We start from the raw sequence: 19,597 nt of genomic DNA on the forward strand, positions 1-19,597 counted from the left end.
CGAGGTAGCGCGCCGGGGGCGTTTCGTCCAGCCGTCAGGCCCTCACGAACCGGCCACCGCCAGCAATCCCGCCACGTCCAGATGCGCCTCCAGATGATCCGCCAGATCGTCCAGGGCCTGGTCCACCCCTGCCTCGTATCCCGGCTGCGAGGACGCCCCAAGCCGCTCCAGGAACGCCGCGCGGAAGGCATCGCACGAGAACAGCCCGTGCAGATAGGTGCCCATGATCCGGCCATCGGGGCTGATCGCGCCGTCGGGACCGGGGACATGGGCAAAGGGCCGCGTGCAGTCGGGGCCAGAGGTGCGGCCCATGTGGATTTCATAGCCCGTGACCGGCTGGCCCATCGCGGTGCCGGTGATCCGCTGCAGCCGCTTGTCGAGGGCCATCACCGTGTCCACGTCCAGCAGGCCAAGGCCCGCGACCTCACCCGCCGCGCCGTCGCGGCCCAAAGGATCGCGGATCACCCGGCCCAGCATCTGAAACCCGCCGCAGAGGCCCAGCACATGCCCTCCGCGCCGGACATGAGCCGCCAGGTCCACGTCCCATCCCTGCGCCCGCAGGAACGCCAAATCCCCCAGCGTCGATTTCGTGCCGGGGATCACCACCAGATCCGCGTCGCCGGGGATCGCCCGGCCCGGTCCCAGCATGGTCAGCCGCACCCCCGGTTCCGCCGCAAGCGGATCCAGGTCGTCGAAATTGGCGATCCGCGACAGGCACAGGCAAACGACATGCAGTCCCTGCCCCGTCGAGGCGCGCAGGTCCACCGCATCCTCGGCGGGCAGGCGGTGCGCGCCCGCGAACCACGGCACCACGCCGAAGCCACGCCAGCCGGTGTGCCGCTCGATCATGGCATATCCATCGTCGAACAGCCGCAAATCGCCCCGGAACTTATTGACCAGGAAGCCCCGGATCATCGCCGCATCACCTGCGTCCAGAACCGCCTGGGTGCCCACGATCTGCGCGATCACCCCGCCCCGGTCGATGTCGCCCGCCAGCACCACCGGCACGCCTGCCGCGCGGGCAAAGCCCATGTTGGCGATGTCGCGGGGGCGCAGGTTCACCTCGGCCGGGCTGCCTGCGCCTTCGACGATCACCAGGCCATGGGCGGCGGTCAGGCGGGCGAAGCTGTCCAGCACCCCCGCCAGCAGGCGCGGGCGCAGGGCGGCGTAATCGCGCGCCTCGGCCCGGGCCATGGCGCGGCCATGCAGGATCACCTGGGCACCGGTGTCGGTTTCGGGCTTCAGCAGCACGGGGTTCATGTCAACCAGCGGCTCCAACCCGCAGGCCCGTGCCTGCAAGGCCTGCGCCCGGCCGATTTCCCCGCCATCCGCCGTTACGGCGGCGTTGTTCGACATGTTCTGCGGCTTGAAGGGCGCGACGGACAGGCCGCGACGCCGCGCAGCACGGCACAAGCCCGCCACCAGCAGCGACTTTCCGACATTCGATCCGGTGCCCTGGATCATCAGCGCAGGCATGGTTCACACTCGCTTGCCATCATCCCCCCGGGTGACTAGATAGGCGCGTCCGAAAGCGAAAGGCCGAAAGCCGTGGAAAACGTCGTCCTGACCATCCATCTGATCCTCGCGGTGCTGCTCACCGGGGTGGTGCTGCTGCAACGATCCGAAGGTGGCGGGCTTGGCATGGGCGGCGGGGGCGGCGTGATGACCGGCCGCCAGGCGGCCAACGCGCTGACGCGGCTGACCTGGATCTTCGGCATCGCGCTGTTCGCGACCTCGATCGCGCTGACCATCATCGCCGCGCGGCAGGTGTCGAACAGCTCGATCATGGACCAGCTGGGCGTGCCTGAAAGCCGCCAGGAATCGACGCTTCCCTCGGTTCCCGCTTACGTTCCCCCGCCCTCGACCGGGGCGGCTGGCGACCCGCTGACCCCGCCCACGCCGGACACCCCGGCGGCTGATACCGCCGCGCCCGAGGCTGCGGCACCGGCGGTCGAACCGGTGGCGCCGCCCGCCACGGAACCTGTGGTCCCTGCACCGGCGGCACCCGCGAACTAAACCACACAACAACTGGGGGCGGTCGCTTTCCGCCCTACATCAACTTGCGGTTCCTTGCGGCCACGGGGCGAATCGGCTATATCTCGGCTCCCGTGATGCTGGTCGTCTGGCGACCCGCAACCATATCGAATTCGCGAAATCACGGGGGCCTCATGGCGCGTTACATCTTCATCACCGGCGGCGTCGTGTCCTCGCTCGGCAAGGGCCTGGCCTCGGCGGCCCTGGGCGCGCTGTTGCAGGCCCGCGGCTTCACCGTGCGGCTGCGCAAGCTGGACCCCTATCTGAACGTCGATCCCGGCACCATGTCGCCGTTCGAGCATGGCGAGGTCTTCGTGACCGACGACGGTGCGGAAACCGACCTGGACCTGGGCCATTACGAACGCTTCACCGGCGTGTCGGCGCGGCGCACCGACAGCGTGTCGTCGGGCCGCATCTATTCCAACGTGCTGGAAAAGGAACGCCGGGGCGAATACCTGGGCAAGACCATCCAGGTGATCCCGCACGTCACCAACGAGATCAAGGACTTCCTGACCATCGGCGGTGACGAGGTCGATTTCATGCTGTGCGAGATCGGCGGCACGGTGGGCGACATCGAGGGCCTGCCCTTCTTCGAGGCGATCCGCCAGTTCACCCACGAACGCCCGCGCGGCCAGTGCATCCTGATGCACCTGACGCTGCTGCCCTATCTGGCGGCGTCCGGCGAGTTGAAGACCAAGCCCACCCAGCACAGCGTCAAGGAACTGCAATCCATCGGCCTGGCCCCCGACGTGCTGGTCTGCCGGTCCGAACACCCGATCCCGGAAAAGGAACGCGCCAAGATCGCGCTGTTCTGCAACGTCCGCCCCGACGCCGTGATCCCCGCCTATGACCTGAAGACCATCTACGAGGCGCCCTTGGCCTATCACCGCGCGGGGCTGGACCGCGCCGTGCTGGACGCCTTCGCCATCAGCCCCGCCCCGCGTCCCGACCTGTCCAAATGGGAAGACGTGATGGACCGGCTGGAGAATGCCGAGGGCCAGGTGAACATCGCCATCGTCGGCAAGTACACGCAGCTGGAAGACGCCTACAAGTCCATCGCCGAGGCGCTGACCCATGGCGGCATGGCCAACCGCGTCCGCGTGCGCGCCGACTGGGTGGACAGCGAAAAGCTGGAAGGCGAAGGGGCGCATCTGCTGGACGGATACCATGGCATCATCGTGCCCGGCGGCTTCGGCGAACGCGGCACCGAGGGGATGCTGGCCGCCGCGAAATACGCGCGCGAAAAGAAGGTGCCCTATCTGGGCATCTGCCTGGGGATGCAGATGGCCGTGATCGAGGCCGCGCGCAACTTGGCCGGGATGCCCGATGCCGGATCCGAGGAGTTCGACCACGAGGCGGGCAAGACGCGCTTTACCCCCGTGGTCTATCACCTCAAGGAATGGGTGCAGGGCAACTATACCGTGCAGCGCAAGGTGACGGACGACAAGGGCGGCACCATGCGGCTTGGCGCCTATACCGCCGTGCTGGCACCCGACACGAAGATCAGCGAAGTCTATGGCGGCGCCACCGAGATCGAGGACCGCCACCGCCACCGCTACGAGGTGGACGCCACCTATCGCGACGCGCTGGAACAGGCGGGCCTGTGCTTTTCCGGCATGTCGCCCGACGGCAAGCTGCCCGAGGTGATCGAATACCCCGACCACCCCTGGTTCATCGGCGTGCAGTCCCACCCGGAACTGAAATCCAAGCCCTTCGCGCCCGCGCCGCTGTTCGCAGGCTTCGTGCGGGCGGCGATGGAGGAAGGGCGGCTGGTCTGACGGACCGGCTTGCGTCCCGCGAAGGCCGGGGCTTTGCGCCCCCGGCCTGCCGCATGGCGGCAGGCGTTCGTCGCTGAAAAACGTTCGCTGGACCTTTCCCCGGGCGCGCCTCATCCCTCAGGATGTTTGCGGCCCAGGCAAAGGGGCTGTCCCTGCGCTGCGGAACAGGCGGGCGTCAGCCGTCGCTCGATTGCTGCTCCCTGGGCGGCCGCCCGACGATGTCGCGCAGCGCGTCCAGCTCGATGAAGTTGTCGGCCTGCCGGCGCAGGTCGTCGGCGATCATCGGCGGCTGGCTGCGGATGGTGGATACCACGGACACGCGGACCCCCTGGCGCTGCAAGGCCTCGACCAGGGGGCGGAAATCGCCGTCGCCGGAAAAGATCACGGCGTGGTCCAGCCGGGGGGCAAGCTGCATGGCGTCGATGGTCAGTTCGATGTCCATGTTGCCCTTGATCTTCCGGCGGCCCATCGTGTCGGTGTATTCCTTGGCGGGCTTCGTCACCACGCAATAGCCGTTGTAATGCAGCCAATCGACCAGCGGGCGGATCGGGGAATAATCCTCGCCCTCCATCAGGGCGGTGTAGTAGTAGGCGCGCATCAGCTTGCCCCGGCGGTCGAATTCCTGCCGCAGCAGCTTGTAGTCGATGTCGAAGCCCAATGCCTTGGCCGAGGCATAAAGGTTGGCTCCGTCTATGAAGATCGCCAAGCGATCATCCTTGTAAAACATTATGGTTGCCTTCAATGGAACTGCTCGTTCAGGACACAGGCCCGCTAGGAGGAAGCTGGCGGGATCGGTCTGGCCGCACCCCATTCATAGAACGAACAAGGCCCCATGCAAAACTTGTCTTTCGGTATCATTGCCTTAGGCGCGAATCTGCCGTCGGGCGCGGGCGATCCGGTCCAGGCGCTGCGCGAGGCGTTGGCGATTTTGCACGATCCGCCCGGCATTTCAATGGTCTCGGCCAGCCGCATCTGGCGCACCCCGGCCTTTCCGGCGGGATCGGGACCGGACTATGCCAACGCGGCGGCGGTGATTCGCACGGGCCTGGCGGCACCCGCCCTGCTGGCGCGGCTGCACGGGATCGAGGCGGCTTTCGGCCGCGACCGCGGCACGGGCCGGTGGTCCGCGCGCGTTCTGGATCTGGACCTGATCGCGCTGGACGACCTGATCCTGCCCGACCGCGACACGCTGCGCCGCTGGATCGCCCTGCCCCCGGACCGCCAGCGGCGTGAAGCGCCGGACCGTTTGATCCTGCCCCATCCCCGGTTGCAGGACCGCGGCTTCGTGCTGGTCCCCCTGGCCGAGATCGCGCCCGGCTGGCGCCACCCCTTGACGGGAAAGCCCGTGTCGCGGATGCTGGCGGAACTGGGTCCCGGCGGGTTGTCGGGCATGTCGCCGCTTGCACCGGGCAGCGGCTTGACCTAATCTTGACAATTCCATGCATGGCGTCCAGAACCTCGGTTTCGCCCCGGATATCCGATTCGCAACTGCACAGGTGAGTATATGGCCCGCGTAACGGTTGAAGACTGCGTTGACAAAGTCCCGAACCGCTTTGATCTGGTGATGTTGGCCTCGCATCGCGCGCGCGAAATCACGGCGGGCAGCCAGCCCACGGTGGACCGCGACAACGACAAGAACCCGGTCGTCGCCCTGCGCGAGATCGCCGAGGAAACGCAGCCCGTGGACGAGCTGCGCGAACGCATGATCGAATCGACCCAGACCCAGATCGAGGTCGACGAGCCGGAGGAGGACGCCATGGCCCTGCTGCTGGGCGCCGAGGTGGACCGCCCCCGTCCCGCCGACGAGGAATCCGAGGAACGGATGCTGCGCATGATGCTGGAAGCCAACCAGCGTTGAGGCACCACGAACAGGGGTCTTCGGCAAAGAATGATTGATGTCGAAGACCTTATCGCGCTTGTCCGCAACTATAACCCGCGCAGCAATGCAACCCTGATCCGCGATGCCTATGAATACGGGATGCGGATGCACGAAGGGCAGTTCCGCCATTCGGGCGAACCCTATTTCACCCATCCCATCGCCGTCGCCGCCATCCTGACGGAAATGCGGCTGGACGACGCGACCATCGTCACCGCGCTTCTGCACGACACGGTCGAGGACACGCGGTCCACCAAGCAGGACCTGACCGCCGCCTTCGGCCCCGAGATCGCCGATCTGGTCGATGGCGTGACCAAGCTGACCAACCTGGAACTGTCCAGCGCCCAGTCCAAGCAGGCCGAGAATTTCCGCAAGCTGTTCATGGCCATGTCGCGCGACCTGCGCGTGATCCTGGTCAAGCTGGCCGACCGGCTGCACAACATGCGCACCATCCGGTCGATGCGCCCCGAAAAGCAGGTCAAGAAGGCGCGCGAGACGATGGACATCTATGCGCCCCTGGCGGGCCGCATGGGGATGCAGTGGATGCGCGAGGAGCTTGAAGACCTGGCCTTCAAGGTCATCAACCCCGAGGCGCGCAATTCCATCATCCGCCGCTTCGTCAGCCTGCAACGGGACAGCGGCGACATCATCGGCCAGATCACCGCCGACATCCGTGCCGTCCTGGAACGCGAGGGGATCGAGGCCGATGTCTTCGGCCGCGCCAAGAAGCCCTTTTCCGTGTGGCGCAAGATGCAGGAAAAGCAGCTGGCCTTTTCGCGCCTGTCCGACATCTATGGCTTCCGCATCATCACCCGGTCGGACATGGACTGCTACCGCGCGCTCGGGGTGATCCACCAGCGCTGGCGCGCCGTGCCGGGGCGGTTCAAGGATTACATCAGCCAGCCGAAATCGAACGGCTATCGGTCGATCCACACCACCGTCTCGGGCCGCGACGGCAAGCGGGTCGAGGTGCAGATCCGCACCCGCCAGATGCACGAGGTGGCCGAGGCCGGCGTCGCCGCCCACTGGGCCTATCGCGACGGGGTGCGCACCAAGAACCCCTTTGCCGTCGATCCTGCCGAATGGATCGACAACCTGACCGACCGCTTCGAGGGCGAGGACCACAACGAATTCCTGGAAGCCGTCAAGCTGGAGATGTACCAGGATCAGGTCTTCTGCTTCACGCCCAAGGGCGACGTGCTGCAACTGCCGAAAGGCGCCACCCCCATCGACTTCGCCTATGCGATCCACACCCGGCTGGGCAATTCCTGCGTGGGCGCCAAGGTGGACGGGATCCGCGTGCCCTTGTGGACGCGGCTCAAGAACGGGCAGTCGGTGGACATCATCGCGGCGTCGGGTCAGCGCCCGCAATCGACCTGGCTCGACATCGTGGCCACCGGCCGCGCCAAGGCCGCCATCCGGCGGTCCCTGCGCGAGGAAGACCGCGACCGCTTCATCCGCCTGGGCCGCGAACTGGTGCGCGTCAGCTTTGAACATGTGGGCCGCAAGGTCACCGACAAGGCGCTGCGCACCGCGGCCCGCCAGATGGGGCTGGCGGATGCGGACGAATTGCTGGCCCGTATCGGCAGCGCCGAGAATTCCGCCAAGGAGGTGCTGCAGGTCCTCTGGCCCGACCTTGCCGCCCACCAGGACGAGATCGACGGCACCCGCCCCTTCGCGGGGGTCGAGGCGGATGCCGATTTCAAGCGCGCGTCCTGCTGCCGTCCGCTGCCGGGGGAACGGATCGTCGGCATCACCTATCGCGGCAAGGGCGTGGTGATCCATGCCATCGACTGCCCGGTGCTGGCCGAATACGAGGACATGCCCGACCGCTGGGTCGATGTGCAATGGCGCGCGGGCCGTCACCCGGCGGCCTATTCGACGCTGCTGACGCTGACGATCCGCCACGACGCGGGCGTGCTGGGCCGCATCTGCAGCCTGATCGGGGCGCAGGGGGCCAATATCTCGAACCTTGAATTCAAGGACCGCAAGCCCGACTTCTATCGCATCGAGGTCGAGGTCGAGCTGCGCGATCAGGAACATCTGCATAACCTCCTGACCGCGCTCGAGGCGGAAAGCGACGTGGCGCAGGTGGCCCGCATTCGCAATGTCGCCATGAAACCCTGACACAGTGGCAGGCAGTCGCAGGACCGGGGGGAGTTGAATCGTGTTCAAGCGCAGCAAGCCGCGCAGCTATGGACAGATGGCAAGCGAACTGGTCTATCCGCCGGGCGGATTCCGCCGGTCCACCGCCTATCTGTGGCACCGCATCCGCCGCCTGCCCGACCAGCCGCACCGCATCGCGCGGGGCCTGGCGGCGGGGGTGTTCCTGTCCTTCTCGCCGCTGCACGGCTTTCACTTCATCGTCGCGGCGCTGGTGTCGCTGGCGATCCGGGGCAACGTGCTGGCGGCCTTCGTGGGCACCTTCGCGGGCAACCCGCTGACCACGCCCTTCATCGCGCTGGCCTCGGTCGGCTTGGGGCGGACGATCCTGGGCTTGCCGGGCGACATGTCGCCGCAGGTGATCTTTCGCGAATTCGCCCATGCCACGGCGGAAACCTGGCACAACGTCATGTCCGCCTTCGGTCCCGGTCCCACCAGCTGGAGCGGGCTGTCCGAGTTCTGGCACGAGATCTTCCTGCCCTATGCCGCGGGCGGCGCGGTGCTGGGCGGGGTCGCGGCGATCGCGTGCTATTACCTGACGATCCCGGTGGTGCGCCGCTATCACCGGCGCAAGGCGCAGACCATGGCCAAGCGGATCGCAAGGGTCCAAGGGGCGCCGGATCAGGACCGGCGTCCCTAGCCGAGACAGTCCCGCTGATGGCGGCGCCGTGAAAGACGGGGGGCTTCGCGCCCCCCGCACCCCCCGCACCCCCCGCGGGATATTTAAGCGAAGATGAAAATCAATCCCTCGCTTGCGCCAGGGCCTCCAGATAGGTCGCCGACCACCAGCCCACGTCCTGTTCCACCACGCAGCGCAGCAAGGCGGCGTGGCGGGCCTGGCGTTCCTCCAGCGGCATGTCGATGGCCTGCTGCATGGCCTGGGCCATCTCGCTGGGGTCATGGGGATTGACGATGAGTGCATCAGACATCTGTTCGGCGGCGCCGGCGAAGCGCGACAGGATCAGCACGCCCGGATCGGCCGGATCCTGGGCCGCGACATATTCCTTGGCCACCAGGTTCATCCCGTCGGCAAGGGGCGTCACCAGGCCGATGCGCGCCTGGCGGAACAGGCCCGCAAGCTCGTTGCGGGGGATCGGGCGGTGGATGAAGCGGATTGGGGTCCAGTTGACGGTCGCGAACTGGCCGTTGATGCGGCCCGCCAGATGTTCGGTTTCCTCGCGGATCTGCTGATAGGCATCGACCGATTCGCGCGTGGGCGGGGCGATCTGCAGCAGCATCACCTTTTCGGTCAGCGCGGGATCGCCGTCCAGCAGCGCCTGGAAGGCCCGGAACCGCTGCGGGATGCCCTTGGAATAATCCAGCCGGTCCACGCCGATCATGATCTGCGCGCCGGTCAGGCTGCGCATCTTGTCTTCCTCGCGCGCGCCCCTGGCCTCGGCGATGAAGGCCGCCGCGTCGATGCCGATGGGAAAGACGCCCGCCCGCATGTCGCGCCCGGCGATGCGGAACCGGTCGTCGGACAGTTGCGCGAAATCCGACAGGCTGCGGGCGCTGGCGGCGAAGTTGTCCAGGTCGCGCTGCGCCTGGAAGCCCGCCAGGTCGTAATGGGACAGCCATTCGAACAGCTCGTCCGGGTTGGGCAGGGTCGCGCAATCGGTCGGTCCCGGAAAGGGGATGTGCAGGAAATGCCCGATCGGGACCGTCACCCTCAGCCTGCGCAGTTCCTCGGCCAGGGGGAACAGCTGGTAATCCTGCACCCAGATCCGGTCGTCGGGCTTCAGATGCGGGACCAGAAGCCGGGCGATGCGCTTGTTCACCCGGCGATAGCCTTCCAGGTATTCCGGCAGGATCCGCATCAGATCCGCGCGGCCATGGCAGACCGGCCACAGGACCGAATTGGAATAGCCCAGGTAATATTCGTCGTGATCCTGCGGCGTCAGGTCGAAGGAGGCCCGCTGGAAGGCCGCGCCTTCGTGAAAGGTCAGCTCGTCGGCGGGCGCGTCCATCGTCTCGCCCGAGAAGCCGACCCACAGCCCGCCCGAGCTTCGCAGCGCATCGTCCAGCGCCACGACCAGCCCGCCCGAGGGGTTGTCCCCCAGCGGGATGCGGTTCGATATGACAACCAGGCGCGCCATCAGCCGGCCCCCACAAGGGCATCGTCCAGCCAGCGGGCCAGGGCGGCGGGATCGGCCAGGCGATAGCGGGCCACCGTCTCGCCCGCGCCGATCTTGATGCCGAAGCCGCCGCGGGACTGGGCATGGGCCATCGCGGCCTCGTCGGTCAGGTCGTCGCCGGCATAGACGGGCACGCGGCCGGCGAAAGGCGGCAGGGCCATCAGCCGGTCCAGCGCGCCGTCCTTGCCGGTGCCCCTGGGGCGCAGCTCCACCGCCATCTTGGCGGGTTGCAGCACCATGCCGGGATGGGCATCGGCCAGGCGCTGCATCACGGCCTCGACCACGGGGCGCAGCGAGGGGTCGGCGCGGTAATGCAGGGCAACGCCATGGGGCTTGCGTTCGACCAGGATCGCGGGGTTGTCCGCCACGGCATCGGCAGCGGCACGGTGCAGGGCCTCGGCGTCCAGATCGACGGCGTGGGTCGTCCGGATGGGCTGCCCCGCCAGCGACAGTTCCGCCCCGTGGCTGCCCGCGATGGGACCCGGGAAATCCGGCAGGAAGCCCCGCAGGTCGGCGATGTCGCGGCCCGACACCAGCGCCACCGCGCCGCCCAACCGGTCGTGCAGCCGCGCCAGCCGTCCGGCCAGGCCGGGCGGGATCGCCACCGCATCGGGGCGGGGCGCGATCTCGACCAGGCAGCCGTCGAAATCCAGGAACAGGGCGGCGTCAGCGGGCAGATCGGGAAGGGATGGGTCAAGCGGCTGCATCGGCGCGCATTCTCCTTTGCAACGAATGTCGCAGACCAACCCCCCAACCCCGCGACGGGTTCACCAGGGCGCGGGTTTTTCCGCCGCGTCAGGGTTGCCCCGCACCCCTTCCCCGCGCATCGTCGCCCCAAAGCCGGAGGATCCCATGCTGCCGCCCATCCTGTCCAACCTGCGCATCCCTGTCGTGGCCTCGCCCATGTTCATCGTCTCGGGACCGGATCTGGTCATCGCGCAATGCAAGGCGGGCATCGTCGGCAGCTTTCCGGCGCTGAACGCGCGCGAAGGTGACGGAGAGGCCCCCCTGCTGGACGCCTGGCTGACGCGGATCGCCGAGGAGTTGGACCGCCACAACCAGGCCAATCCCGACCGCCCCGCCGCGCCCTTTGCCGTGAACCAGATCGTGCATCGCAGCAATGCCCGGCTGGAGCGCGACATCGAGATCTGCCACCGCCACCGCGTGCCGATCTGGATCACGTCGCTTGGCGCGCGGGTCGATGTGAACCAGGCCGCTCATGACTGCGGCGGCATCGCGCTGCATGACGTGATCAACAACGTCTTCGCGAAAAAGGCCATCGAGAAGGGGGCGGACGGGCTGATCGCGGTGGCCGCGGGCGCAGGCGGCCATGCCGGGCCGCTGTCGCCCTTTGCCCTGGTCCAGGAAATCCGCGACTGGTTCGACGGTCCCCTGCTGCTGTCGGGCGCCATCGCCACGGGGCGCGCGGTGCTGGCGGCCCAGGCCATGGGCGCGGATCTGGCCTATATCGGCAGCCCCTTCATCGCCACGGTCGAGGCGAACGCGTCCGCCGATTACAAGCGGATGATCGTGGACAGCGGGGCGATGGACATCGTCACCTCGTCGCTGTTCACGGGGGTGTCGGGCAATTACCTCGTGCCCTCGATCCGGGCGGCGGGGATGGACCCGGACAACCTAGAAGGGGCCGATCCGTCCGCCATGAACTTCGGCGGCAATGCGGCCAAGGCCAAGGCCTGGAGCCAGATCTGGGGGTCGGGCCAGGGCATCGGTGCGGTGCGCGACATCGTGCCCGCGGCCGTGCGCATCGACCGGCTGGCCGCCGAGTATGCCGAAGCCAAGGTCGCGATCTGCGTCTGACCTTTGCGATCGCCCCTTGCCGCCCCATATTGGGGCTGAACAGGACCAGCGGAGGACAAGCATGGCCTATCAGAAGACCCCCGACGCCTTGGCGCGGCTGACGCCCGAACAGTATCGCGTCACCCAGGAAAGCGGCACCGAACGTGCCTTCACCGGCGAGTACGACCACCATTTCGCACCGGGCATCTATGTGGACGTGGTCTCGGGCGAACCGCTGTTCGCGTCATCCGCCAAGTACAATTCCGGCTGCGGCTGGCCCGCCTTCACCAAGCCCATCGAAGGCAACGTGACCGAACACCGCGACATGTCCCATGGCATGGTCCGCATCGAGGTCCGGTCCAAGCACGGCGACAGCCACCTGGGCCATGTCTTTCCCGACGGCCCGGTTGATGCCGGGGGCCTGCGCTATTGCATCAACTCGGCCGCGCTGCGCTTTGTCCCGCGCGACCGGATGGAGGCCGAGGGTTACGGCCAATACCTGGACCAGGTCGAGGAGACGGCACGATGAGCGAACGCGCGGTTCTTGCGGGCGGCTGCTTCTGGGGGATGCAGGATCTGATCCGCCGCCTGCCCGGGGTGATCTCCTCTCGCGTGGGCTATACAGGGGGCGAGGTCGCGAACGCCACCTATCGCAACCACGGCAACCATGCCGAGGGGATCGAGGTGATCTTCGACCCGACCATCCTCACCTATCGCAAGCTGCTGGAGGTGTTCTTCCAGATCCATGACCCCACCACGCCGAACCGGCAGGGCAACGACATCGGACCCAGCTATCGTTCGGCCATCTACTACGTCAATGACGAGCAGAAGCGCGTGGCCATCGAGACCATCGCCGATGTGAACGCATCGGGCCTGTGGCCGGGGCGTGTCGTGACCGAGGTCAAGCCGGTGGGCGATTTCTGGGAAGCCGAGCCGGAACACCAGGATTACCTGGAACGCTTCCCGAACGGCTATACCTGCCACTTCCCGCGCGCAAACTGGGTGCTGCCCCGCAAGCGCGCGGCGGTCTAGGGCGTCAGGCCCGGCCCGCCGCGGCGGACAGCAGCGACGGGTCGATGCCCTGGGCGCGGAGCGCGATCTGCCACTTGTCGTGATGAGCGGCGCCGAAGATCAGATCCTCGGCCCCCTCGCCCGTCAGCCAGCCGTTCTGCAGCATCTCGGATTCCAGCTGGCCCGGTCCCCAACCGGCATAGCCAAGCGCCAGCACGGCGGATGCCGGGCCGTGGCCATGGGCCAGATCCTCCAGGATGTCGCGCGTCGTGGTCATGGCCAGCGTCCGGCCGATGCGCAGCCGCCCTTCCGGGTCGTCGCCATGTTCGGGGACGTTGTGCAGCACGAAGCCGCGCCCGGGTTCCACGGGACCGCCGAACCGCACCTCGATCCGCCGGGCGGTGGCGTCGGTCTCGATGCCAAGCTGTTCCAGCAGGTCGCCGAAATCGATTTCCGGCAGGGGGCGGTTCAGCACCAATCCCATGGCCCCTTCCTCGGTATGCGCGCAGACCAGCACCACGGACCGTTCAAAGCGCGGATCGGCCATGCCCGGCATGGCGATCAAGACCTTGCCGGTCAGGTTGGTCTGCGCCTTGCCCTGGGAAAGGCGGCGTTCGGGGCTGCCGTCATGAGTGTCGGGGGTGCTGCTCATCGGGTCTCCTTTCCCTGTTAGATCGGCCTTCGAACAAGGCGATGCAAGTGCCGCGCGGTATTGTGACTTCATCCCCGGGCGGCCAGCCGTTACCCCTTGTCCATGAACCGCATCGTCCTTTTCCTTGCCTGCCTTGGCCTGTCGGCGCTGCCGCTGGCCGCCGAAGGCCCGCCCGGCCTGGCGGGCGCCCGCATCCTGCCCGGCTGGACCCTGCCGGACGGAAGCCGCGTGGCCGCCATCGAGTTCCAGCTTGAACCTGGATGGAAGACCTATTGGCGCAGCCCCGGCGACAGCGGCCTGCCGCCGGTCTTCGACTGGTCGGGGTCTGGCAACCTGGGCGATGTCGCGCTGCACTGGCCCGCGCCAGAGGCGATCCCCTCGGGCGACGGTCTGGCGCTTGGCTATCACGACCGGCTGGTGCTGCCCTTCACGGCCACGCCCGCCGATCCCGGCCAGCCGGTCGATCTGGCGGTGTCGGTGGATTTCGGCCTGTGCAAGAACATCTGCGTTCCGGCCCATGTCGCATTGCGCGCGCAGGCGCCCGGCACCGCGCCGGATCCCGCGATCCTGGCCGCCCTGGACCAGGTGCCCGATCCCGCGCCCGAACGCCCCGATTGCGACGTGCAGCCGATCGAGGACGGGATGCGCGTCACCGCCACCCTGCCCCGCACCATTACCCTGGCCGCGATCGAGCTGTCGGGCAACGATGCCTGGGTGTCGGGCACCCGCTTCGACGCGGAACCCGGCGCCACGGTCCTGACCGCCGATGTCGTCCCGCCCGAGGCCGCGCCTTTCGACCTGTCCCGGGACCGGCTGGTCTTCACCGTGATCGGTGAGGGCGGCGCGGTCGAGATGCGGGGCTGCGCGGGATAGGTTCGTTTTCAAGCGCACCGACAGGTCGCGAGGGTGGCAAGGTGCGTGTGAACACGCACCCTACATACCCGTAGGGTGCGTGCTTGCACGCACCAATCCCCACCGCGCGCCTGTCAACGCCCGCCCGCCCCCTCCAGCCGCGCCGAAAGCGACAGCAGGTCCGCCCAGGCCTCTCGCTTGGCGGGGGGGTTGCGCAGCAGATAGGCGGGATGCGTCATCGGCAGCGCCGGACGGCCGAAGGCCTCGGCCCAGGTCCCCCGCAGCCGCAGGATGCCGCGCCGGCCAAGGCCCGCCTCGCAGGCGATGTTGCCCATCAGCACGATCAGGTCGGGCGCGGCCAGGTCGATGTGGCGGCGCAGGAAGGGCAGGCTCATCGCGATCTCGTCGGGCCGGGGGTCGCGGTTGCCGGGCGGACGCCAGGTCAGGACGTTGGTGATGTAGATCGCCTTTTCCGCGTCCACCGCCTGGCGCGACAACCCGACGGCATCGAACATCTTGTCCAGCAGTTGCCCCGCGCGTCCCACGAAGGGGCGGCCCTGACGGTCCTCCTCGTCCCCCGGCGCCTCGCCCAGGATCAGCACGCGCGCCGCCGGATTGCCGTCGGCGAAGCAGAAGTTGCGCGCGCCCTTCTTCAGCTCGATCCCGTCAAAGCGTTCCTGCGCGGCGGCAAGGGCGTCCAGCGTGCCGGCCCCTGCTGCCAGCGCCTCGGCCTGGGCCACGCGGGCGGGCAGGTCGTCGTCGCCGGATGTCAGGGTCAAGGCGGGCGCCGGGGGTGTCAGGGGGATCTGCGGCGGCGCAGGGACCACCGCCAGATCGAAGCGGTCCACGGGGGCATCCAGCACGGGTTCGTCCGCGCCCATCTCGGCCTGCCATTCCAGCAGGGCCAACGCCGTCTCGGCGTCAAGCGCGATCCCGTGCCAGGTCAGGGGGTCCACGCCTAGTCCACCACCAGCATGTAGCCCGTGCCGCGCACGGTCTGCAGGAAGCGCGGTTCCCTCGGGTCGGGTTCGATCTTGCGGCGCAGCCGGGTGATCTGCACGTCGATGGCGCGTTCGGAATTTTCCGTTTCGTCCGCGCCACCCCGGCCCAGGTCGTCGATCAGCTCGGCGCGGCTGACGGGTTCGCCCCGGCTGGCGGCCAGGCGGCGCAGCAGCGCCTGTTCGGTGCCGGTCAGGCGCAGGTGGTTTTCCCCTTGCCACAACTCGCCCTTGTCGATGTCGTATCGCAGCGCGCCCAGGGTCAGGAACTTGGGCTGGTGCATCTCGGGCGCGGGCACGCGGCGCAGGATCGCGCCGATGCGCAGCAGCAATTCGCGCGGCTCGAAGGGCTTGGGCAGGTAATCGTCCGCGCCCACCTCAAGCCCGGTGATCCGGTCGGCGGTGTCGCCCCGCGCGGTCAGCAACAGGATCGGCGTCGCCAGCCTTTCACGCAAGCTGCGGGTCAAGGCGAATCCGTCCTCGCCCGGCATCATCACGTCCAGCACGATCAGGTCGAACTCCAGCCCCGCCAGAAGGCGGCGGGCCTGCGCGGCGTCGCGGGCCAGCGTGACCAGAAAGCCGTTCTTGCGCAGGAACCGGCCCAGAAGCGCGCGGATGCGTTCGTCGTCATCGACGATCAGCAGATGGGCATCGGATTGGCTCATAGTGCGCCTTCATTCGGGCAGGTCCTTCATGGACTGATACTGCGCCCGCGTGTCGGGGTCCATCATCGCTTCCAGCACCTGTCTGAAACCCGCCACCGCCTGCGGTCCCGCCGCGCGGTAAGCCTGGCGCATCCGCGCCCGCTGCGCCTCGGACAACCGGCGTTCCAGGGCGGTGCCCTTGTCGGTCAGATACAGCAGCCGTTCGCGCCGGTCGCGGCGGCCCACGCGGCTTTCGACCAGCCCGTCCTCGATCAGCGTGCGCAGGACGCGGTTCAGCGACTGCTTGGTCACGCCCAGCACCGCCAGCAGCGCCGTCACCGTCAGCCCCGGATCGCGGTGGATGAAATGCAGCGCCCGGTGATGGGCGCGGCCGTAATCCATGTCGGCCAGGATCAGGTCGGGATCGGCCGTGAAGGCGCGATAGGCGAAGAACATCGCCTCGATCCCGCGGCGCAGCTTCTCGTCGGTCAGGAACAGCAGATCCTCGCCCATCATGCTGTGAACGCGCAGCGTCTCGGCCATCATCTCACCCCTTGTCCAATCTTGTCCCTGATAGGGCAGCGATGTTGACTTTCCAAGATTCGATTGCTAGCCGTCAAGGGCTTCGCGCAACAAAAGGGCCGGTCCCGGGCGGACCCGCGCAAGAATCGAAAAAGCCCGGCGATGATTGGAGAGAATGATGACGGCGGCCTATGACGATCGCGACGGCAAGATCTGGATGGACGGCGACCTGGTCGATTGGCGCGACGCGAATGTGCATATCCTGACCCATGCGTTGCACTACGCCAGCTCTGTCTTCGAGGGCGAGCGGTGCTATGACGGCACGATCTTCAAGGGCCACGAGCATTCCCTGCGGCTGATCGAATCGGCCCGCCTGCTGGACATGGAGGCGCCCTATACCGCCGAGCAGATCGACGCCGCCAAGGAGGCCGTGCTGAAGGCCAACGGTTTCACCAACGCCTATGTCCGCGCGGTGATGTGGCGCGGCTCCGGTCCGGACATGGGCGTGTCCGCGGCGCGCAACCCGGTGCGCATGGCGGTGGCCTGTTGGGAATGGGGCAGCTATTACGGCGACGCCAAGTGGCAGGGCGCCAAGCTGGACGTGGCCAAGTGGAAGCGTCCGTCGCCCGAGACGATCCCCACCGCCGCGAAGGCCGCGGGCCTTTACATGATCTGCACCATGTCCAAGCACGCCGCCGAGGCGAAGGGCTGTTCGGACGCGCTGTTCATGGACTGGGAAGGCTACGTGGCCGAGGCGACCGGCGCCAACATCTTCTTCATCAAGGACGGAGAGGTCCACACCCCGCTTGCCGACCGCTTCCTGAACGGTATCACGCGCCAGACGATCATCGGGATGCTGAAGGACAACGGCACGGTGGTCCACGAACGCCGCATCCGCCCCGAGGAGTTGGAGGATTTCCAGGAATGCTTCCTGACCGGGACGGCGGCCGAGGTGACCCCGGTCGGGCAGATCGGCGACTGGCATTTCCAGGTGGGTCCGACGACGCGCAAGGTGGCCGAGGATTACGAGCGGCTGGTGCGGGCGTAAGGCGCAAGACGGACAGGCCGCGCCGACCGGGCGGCCTGTCCTGCGGCATGGAGAAGCGCGTCCGAAAGGACGCTGCCCCTTGCCTTGACGCATCCGCCGTGCATGGTCAGGTTTCATGCGCGATGCAGAAACGATGCCTGGATCGTCAGGCACAGACCAGATCTCAAGCCTGATCCTGCGCGTCGCGTTGCGCGACCGGCAGGCTTTCGACCTGTTGTATCAGGTCACCTCGGGGAAACTCTTTGGCGTCTGCCTGCGTGTCCTTCGCAACAGGCCAGAGGCCGAGGAGGCCGTGCAGGACGTGTTCGTGAAGATCTGGCTCAAGGCGGATCGGTTTTCGGTGACCGGGCAAAGCCCGATGTCGTGGCTGATCGCGATTGCCCGCAACCAGGCCATAGACCGGCTGCGCAAGCGCCGCGACGCGGCGTCCGCCATCGGCGATGCCGCGCTGGAGGTTCGCGACCCGGCGCCCGGTCCCGAAGCGCGCAGCATCGCCACGGGCGAACGCCACAGGCTGGACGGCTGCATCAGCGAACTGGAAGACGACCGGGCCGCCGCGGTCAAGGGGGCCTACCTTGACGGCTACAGCTATGCCGATCTGGCCGCGCGCCACCGTGTGCCGCTGAACACGATGCGCACCTGGCTGCGCCGCAGCCTTTTGCGCCTGAGGGAGTGTCTGGAGCGATGAGCACCGTCGGCATCGACCTGCCCGACGACAGCGGCGGCGACGACATCCTGGCCGCCGAATTCGTGCTGGGCGTCCTGCCCGCTGACGACCATGCGGCACTGGAACGCCGCCTGGACGGGGACGCTGGTTTTGCCCGGCAGGTCGCAGCATGGCAGGACCGCCTGCTGCCCCTGGCCGACGGATTTGCCGAAGGGCACCCTTCCCCCGCCGTCAAGCGAGACCTGGACATCCGGCTTTTCGGCCAAGCCGCCTCCGGACCTAGGGCCGGGTTCTGGGAAAGCCTTGCCCTGTGGCGCGGGCTGGCGGGGATCGCCACCGCGGCGTTCCTGTTCGCGGTGGCCCTGCCGCGCCTGGCGCCCGATCCGGCAGCCGATCAGGCGCGGCTTGTCGCCTCGCTGGCCGATCAGGCCAGCGACGTGCACTACGTGGCGGTCTATGACCCCGGCCACGGGGTGGTCGGCCTGTCGCATCTGTCGGGCAACCCCGCGGCAGGGCGGGCCTTTGAGTTGTGGGTGGTCCAGGCCGGGCAAGCGCCCGTCTCGCTGGGGGTCATTCCTGCGGGCGCTGCCGTTCACCTGACGCTGGACAGCCCCTTGCGCACCCTGGTCGGGACAGGCGCCCAGCTGGCGATCAGCCTGGAACCGCCCGGAGGATCGCCCACCGGGCTTCCGACGGGCGCGGTCGTGGCGGCAGGCGACCTGCGCGGCATCTGACGACGCGGGCCTGCGGCAAAAAAAATCGCCTCCTCTGAAACTCTGGCCGCCTTCCCCTCGTGACTACGGTCGTCCCTCGATGGCGAGGAGGCTTTCTTGAGGAGGAATGCAATGAAGACGATTTCCACGGCGCTGATGGCGGGCTGCCTTGCCCTTGCGACTGCCGGGGTGGCAGCAGCCCAGGACAATCCCATGGTGGGAGGCGCGGCGATGTCCGCCGACAAGACCATCGTCGAGAACGCGGCGGCTTCGGCCGACCACACCACGCTGGTTGCCGCCGTTCAGGCCGCCGGCCTGGCCGAGACGTTGCAGGGCGAAGGCCCGTTCACCGTCTTCGCGCCCACCAACGCCGCCTTCGAGGCCCTGCCGGCAGGCACGGTCGAAACCCTGCTGAAGCCGGAAAACAAGGAACAGCTGACCACCATCCTGACCTGCCATGTGGTCGGCGCCAATGCCATGTCGGAAGCGATCGGCAAGATGATCGCCGATGACGGCGGCAAGCATACGGTCGCCACCCTGGGCGGGTGCGCGCTGACCGCCCAGGCCATGGACGGCAAGATCACCCTGACCGACGAGAACGGCAATGTCGCCACGGTGACCATTGCCGATGTCGTGCAGTCGAACGGCGTGATCCACGTCATCGACAAGGTCCTGCTGCCGAAAGGCTGAAGCGACAGGGCAAGCGG

22 protein-coding genes are annotated in these 19,597 nt (G+C 67.8%); 14 read left to right on the top strand and 8 right to left on the bottom strand.

Annotated features, from left to right (window positions below; translation table 11 throughout):
- Positions 1 to 42: 42 nt before the first annotated feature.
- Complete coding sequence (locus GIY56_RS06660; protein ID WP_154764044.1) at positions 43 to 1,476, bottom strand: cobyric acid synthase; 1,434 nt, start codon at positions 1,474 to 1,476, stop codon at positions 43 to 45.
- A 72-nt stretch (positions 1,477 to 1,548) separates the two neighbouring features.
- Between GIY56_RS06660 and secG the strand changes: the two genes are divergently transcribed.
- Both secG and GIY56_RS06670 read left to right on the top strand, forming a co-directional pair.
- On the top strand, positions 1,549 to 2,016 hold the full coding sequence (gene secG / locus GIY56_RS06665) for a preprotein translocase subunit SecG (protein WP_328288466.1): 468 nt from the start codon (positions 1,549 to 1,551) through the stop codon (positions 2,014 to 2,016).
- Positions 2,017 to 2,168: 152 nt separating this feature from the next.
- The gene (locus tag GIY56_RS06670) at positions 2,169 to 3,812 is read left to right on the top strand and encodes a CTP synthase (RefSeq protein ID WP_154764045.1); all 1,644 of its coding nucleotides are present in this window, start codon (positions 2,169 to 2,171) and stop codon (positions 3,810 to 3,812) included.
- A gap of 175 nt (positions 3,813 to 3,987) precedes the next feature.
- Here the strand turns inward: GIY56_RS06670 and GIY56_RS06675 are convergent, their stop codons facing one another.
- Entirely contained in the window at positions 3,988 to 4,539 is a 552-nt protein-coding gene (locus GIY56_RS06675) for a LabA-like NYN domain-containing protein (protein WP_154764046.1), read from the bottom strand.
- Between the two features lie 105 nt (positions 4,540 to 4,644).
- Between GIY56_RS06675 and folK the strand changes: the two genes are divergently transcribed.
- The 4 genes from folK (at position 4,645) to GIY56_RS06695 (ending at position 8,491) form a co-directional block, all read left to right on the top strand.
- Positions 4,645 to 5,238: a 2-amino-4-hydroxy-6-hydroxymethyldihydropteridine diphosphokinase gene (gene folK, locus GIY56_RS06680; RefSeq protein ID WP_154764047.1), complete on the top strand. Its 594-nt coding sequence runs from the start codon at positions 4,645 to 4,647 to the stop codon at positions 5,236 to 5,238.
- Positions 5,239 to 5,316: 78 nt separating this feature from the next.
- Positions 5,317 to 5,670, top strand: a complete 354-nt coding sequence (gene rpoZ, locus GIY56_RS06685) for a DNA-directed RNA polymerase subunit omega (RefSeq protein ID WP_154764048.1) — start codon at positions 5,317 to 5,319, stop codon at positions 5,668 to 5,670.
- Between the two features lie 30 nt (positions 5,671 to 5,700).
- Complete coding sequence (locus GIY56_RS06690) at positions 5,701 to 7,815, top strand: RelA/SpoT family protein (protein WP_154764049.1); 2,115 nt, start codon at positions 5,701 to 5,703, stop codon at positions 7,813 to 7,815.
- Between the two features lie 40 nt (positions 7,816 to 7,855).
- Positions 7,856 to 8,491 carry a DUF2062 domain-containing protein gene (locus tag GIY56_RS06695; protein ID WP_328288467.1) on the top strand — a complete coding sequence of 212 codons (636 nt, stop codon included), beginning with the start codon at positions 7,856 to 7,858 and terminating at the stop codon, positions 8,489 to 8,491.
- 100 nt (positions 8,492 to 8,591) lie between these two features.
- On the opposite strand, the gene GIY56_RS06700 is transcribed toward GIY56_RS06695, so the two are convergent.
- Together GIY56_RS06700 and otsB are read right to left on the bottom strand one after the other, a co-directional pair.
- Complete coding sequence (locus GIY56_RS06700) at positions 8,592 to 9,947, bottom strand: alpha,alpha-trehalose-phosphate synthase (UDP-forming) (protein WP_154764050.1); 1,356 nt, start codon at positions 9,945 to 9,947, stop codon at positions 8,592 to 8,594.
- A complete protein-coding gene (gene otsB, locus GIY56_RS06705) occupies positions 9,947 to 10,693 on the bottom strand; it encodes a trehalose-phosphatase (RefSeq protein ID WP_154764051.1) in 747 nt (248 codons plus the stop codon). Before otsB ends, GIY56_RS06700 begins: the two co-directional genes overlap by 1 nt.
- 145 nt (positions 10,694 to 10,838) lie before the next feature.
- Between otsB and GIY56_RS06710 the strand changes: the two genes are divergently transcribed.
- From GIY56_RS06710 to msrA, 3 genes are all read left to right on the top strand, one after another.
- Positions 10,839 to 11,804 carry an NAD(P)H-dependent flavin oxidoreductase gene (locus GIY56_RS06710; protein ID WP_154764052.1) on the top strand — a complete coding sequence of 322 codons (966 nt, stop codon included), beginning with the start codon at positions 10,839 to 10,841 and terminating at the stop codon, positions 11,802 to 11,804.
- 61 nt (positions 11,805 to 11,865) lie between these two features.
- Positions 11,866 to 12,312, top strand: a complete 447-nt coding sequence (msrB, locus tag GIY56_RS06715; protein WP_154764053.1) for a peptide-methionine (R)-S-oxide reductase MsrB — start codon at positions 11,866 to 11,868, stop codon at positions 12,310 to 12,312.
- Complete coding sequence (gene msrA, locus GIY56_RS06720; RefSeq protein WP_154764054.1) at positions 12,309 to 12,815, top strand: peptide-methionine (S)-S-oxide reductase MsrA; 507 nt, start codon at positions 12,309 to 12,311, stop codon at positions 12,813 to 12,815. The genes msrB and msrA overlap by 4 nt, the downstream gene beginning before the upstream one ends.
- Before the next feature lie 4 nt (positions 12,816 to 12,819).
- Here the strand turns inward: msrA and GIY56_RS06725 are convergent, their stop codons facing one another.
- Positions 12,820 to 13,350, bottom strand: coding sequence for a YqgE/AlgH family protein (locus tag GIY56_RS06725; RefSeq protein WP_230312373.1), 531 nt, complete (start codon positions 13,348 to 13,350; stop codon positions 12,820 to 12,822).
- Positions 13,351 to 13,548: 198 nt separating this feature from the next.
- Between GIY56_RS06725 and GIY56_RS06730 the strand changes: the two genes are divergently transcribed.
- Positions 13,549 to 14,319, top strand: a complete 771-nt coding sequence (locus GIY56_RS06730; protein ID WP_154764056.1) for a protein-disulfide reductase DsbD domain-containing protein — start codon at positions 13,549 to 13,551, stop codon at positions 14,317 to 14,319.
- A 113-nt stretch (positions 14,320 to 14,432) separates the two neighbouring features.
- On the opposite strand, the gene GIY56_RS06735 is transcribed toward GIY56_RS06730, so the two are convergent.
- Genes GIY56_RS06735 through GIY56_RS06745 form a run of 3 tightly spaced genes read right to left on the bottom strand, consistent with a single transcriptional unit; the run spans position 14,433 to position 16,483 of the window.
- Positions 14,433 to 15,254 (bottom strand): uracil-DNA glycosylase, encoded by an 822-nt coding sequence (locus GIY56_RS06735; RefSeq protein ID WP_407946955.1) that lies wholly within the window; start codon positions 15,252 to 15,254, stop codon positions 14,433 to 14,435.
- Positions 15,255 to 15,256: 2 nt separating this feature from the next.
- On the bottom strand, positions 15,257 to 15,961 hold the full coding sequence (locus tag GIY56_RS06740; protein WP_154764057.1) for a response regulator: 705 nt from the start codon (positions 15,959 to 15,961) through the stop codon (positions 15,257 to 15,259).
- 9 nt (positions 15,962 to 15,970) lie between these two features.
- Positions 15,971 to 16,483: a MarR family winged helix-turn-helix transcriptional regulator gene (locus GIY56_RS06745; protein ID WP_196053566.1), complete on the bottom strand. Its 513-nt coding sequence runs from the start codon at positions 16,481 to 16,483 to the stop codon at positions 15,971 to 15,973.
- 157 nt (positions 16,484 to 16,640) lie between these two features.
- Here GIY56_RS06745 and GIY56_RS06750 point away from each other — a divergent pair, with 157 nt between their 5' ends.
- The 4 genes from GIY56_RS06750 to GIY56_RS06765 all read left to right on the top strand — a co-directional run bounded on the left by GIY56_RS06750 (position 16,641) and on the right by GIY56_RS06765 (position 19,580).
- Positions 16,641 to 17,510 carry a branched-chain amino acid aminotransferase gene (locus tag GIY56_RS06750; RefSeq protein WP_154764409.1) on the top strand — a complete coding sequence of 290 codons (870 nt, stop codon included), beginning with the start codon at positions 16,641 to 16,643 and terminating at the stop codon, positions 17,508 to 17,510.
- Positions 17,511 to 17,625: 115 nt separating this feature from the next.
- Positions 17,626 to 18,198, top strand: coding sequence for a sigma-70 family RNA polymerase sigma factor (locus tag GIY56_RS06755; RefSeq protein WP_230312346.1), 573 nt, complete (start codon positions 17,626 to 17,628; stop codon positions 18,196 to 18,198).
- Complete coding sequence (locus tag GIY56_RS06760; protein WP_154764058.1) at positions 18,195 to 18,911, top strand: anti-sigma factor; 717 nt, start codon at positions 18,195 to 18,197, stop codon at positions 18,909 to 18,911. The genes GIY56_RS06755 and GIY56_RS06760 overlap by 4 nt, the downstream gene beginning before the upstream one ends.
- A 111-nt stretch (positions 18,912 to 19,022) precedes the next feature.
- The gene (locus GIY56_RS06765; protein ID WP_154764059.1) at positions 19,023 to 19,580 is read left to right on the top strand and encodes a fasciclin domain-containing protein; all 558 of its coding nucleotides are present in this window, start codon (positions 19,023 to 19,025) and stop codon (positions 19,578 to 19,580) included.
- Positions 19,581 to 19,597: the final 17 nt, after the last annotated feature.

Source organism: Paracoccus lichenicola, from assembly GCF_009708075.1.
Taxonomy (GTDB): domain Bacteria; phylum Pseudomonadota; class Alphaproteobacteria; order Rhodobacterales; family Rhodobacteraceae; genus Paracoccus; species Paracoccus lichenicola.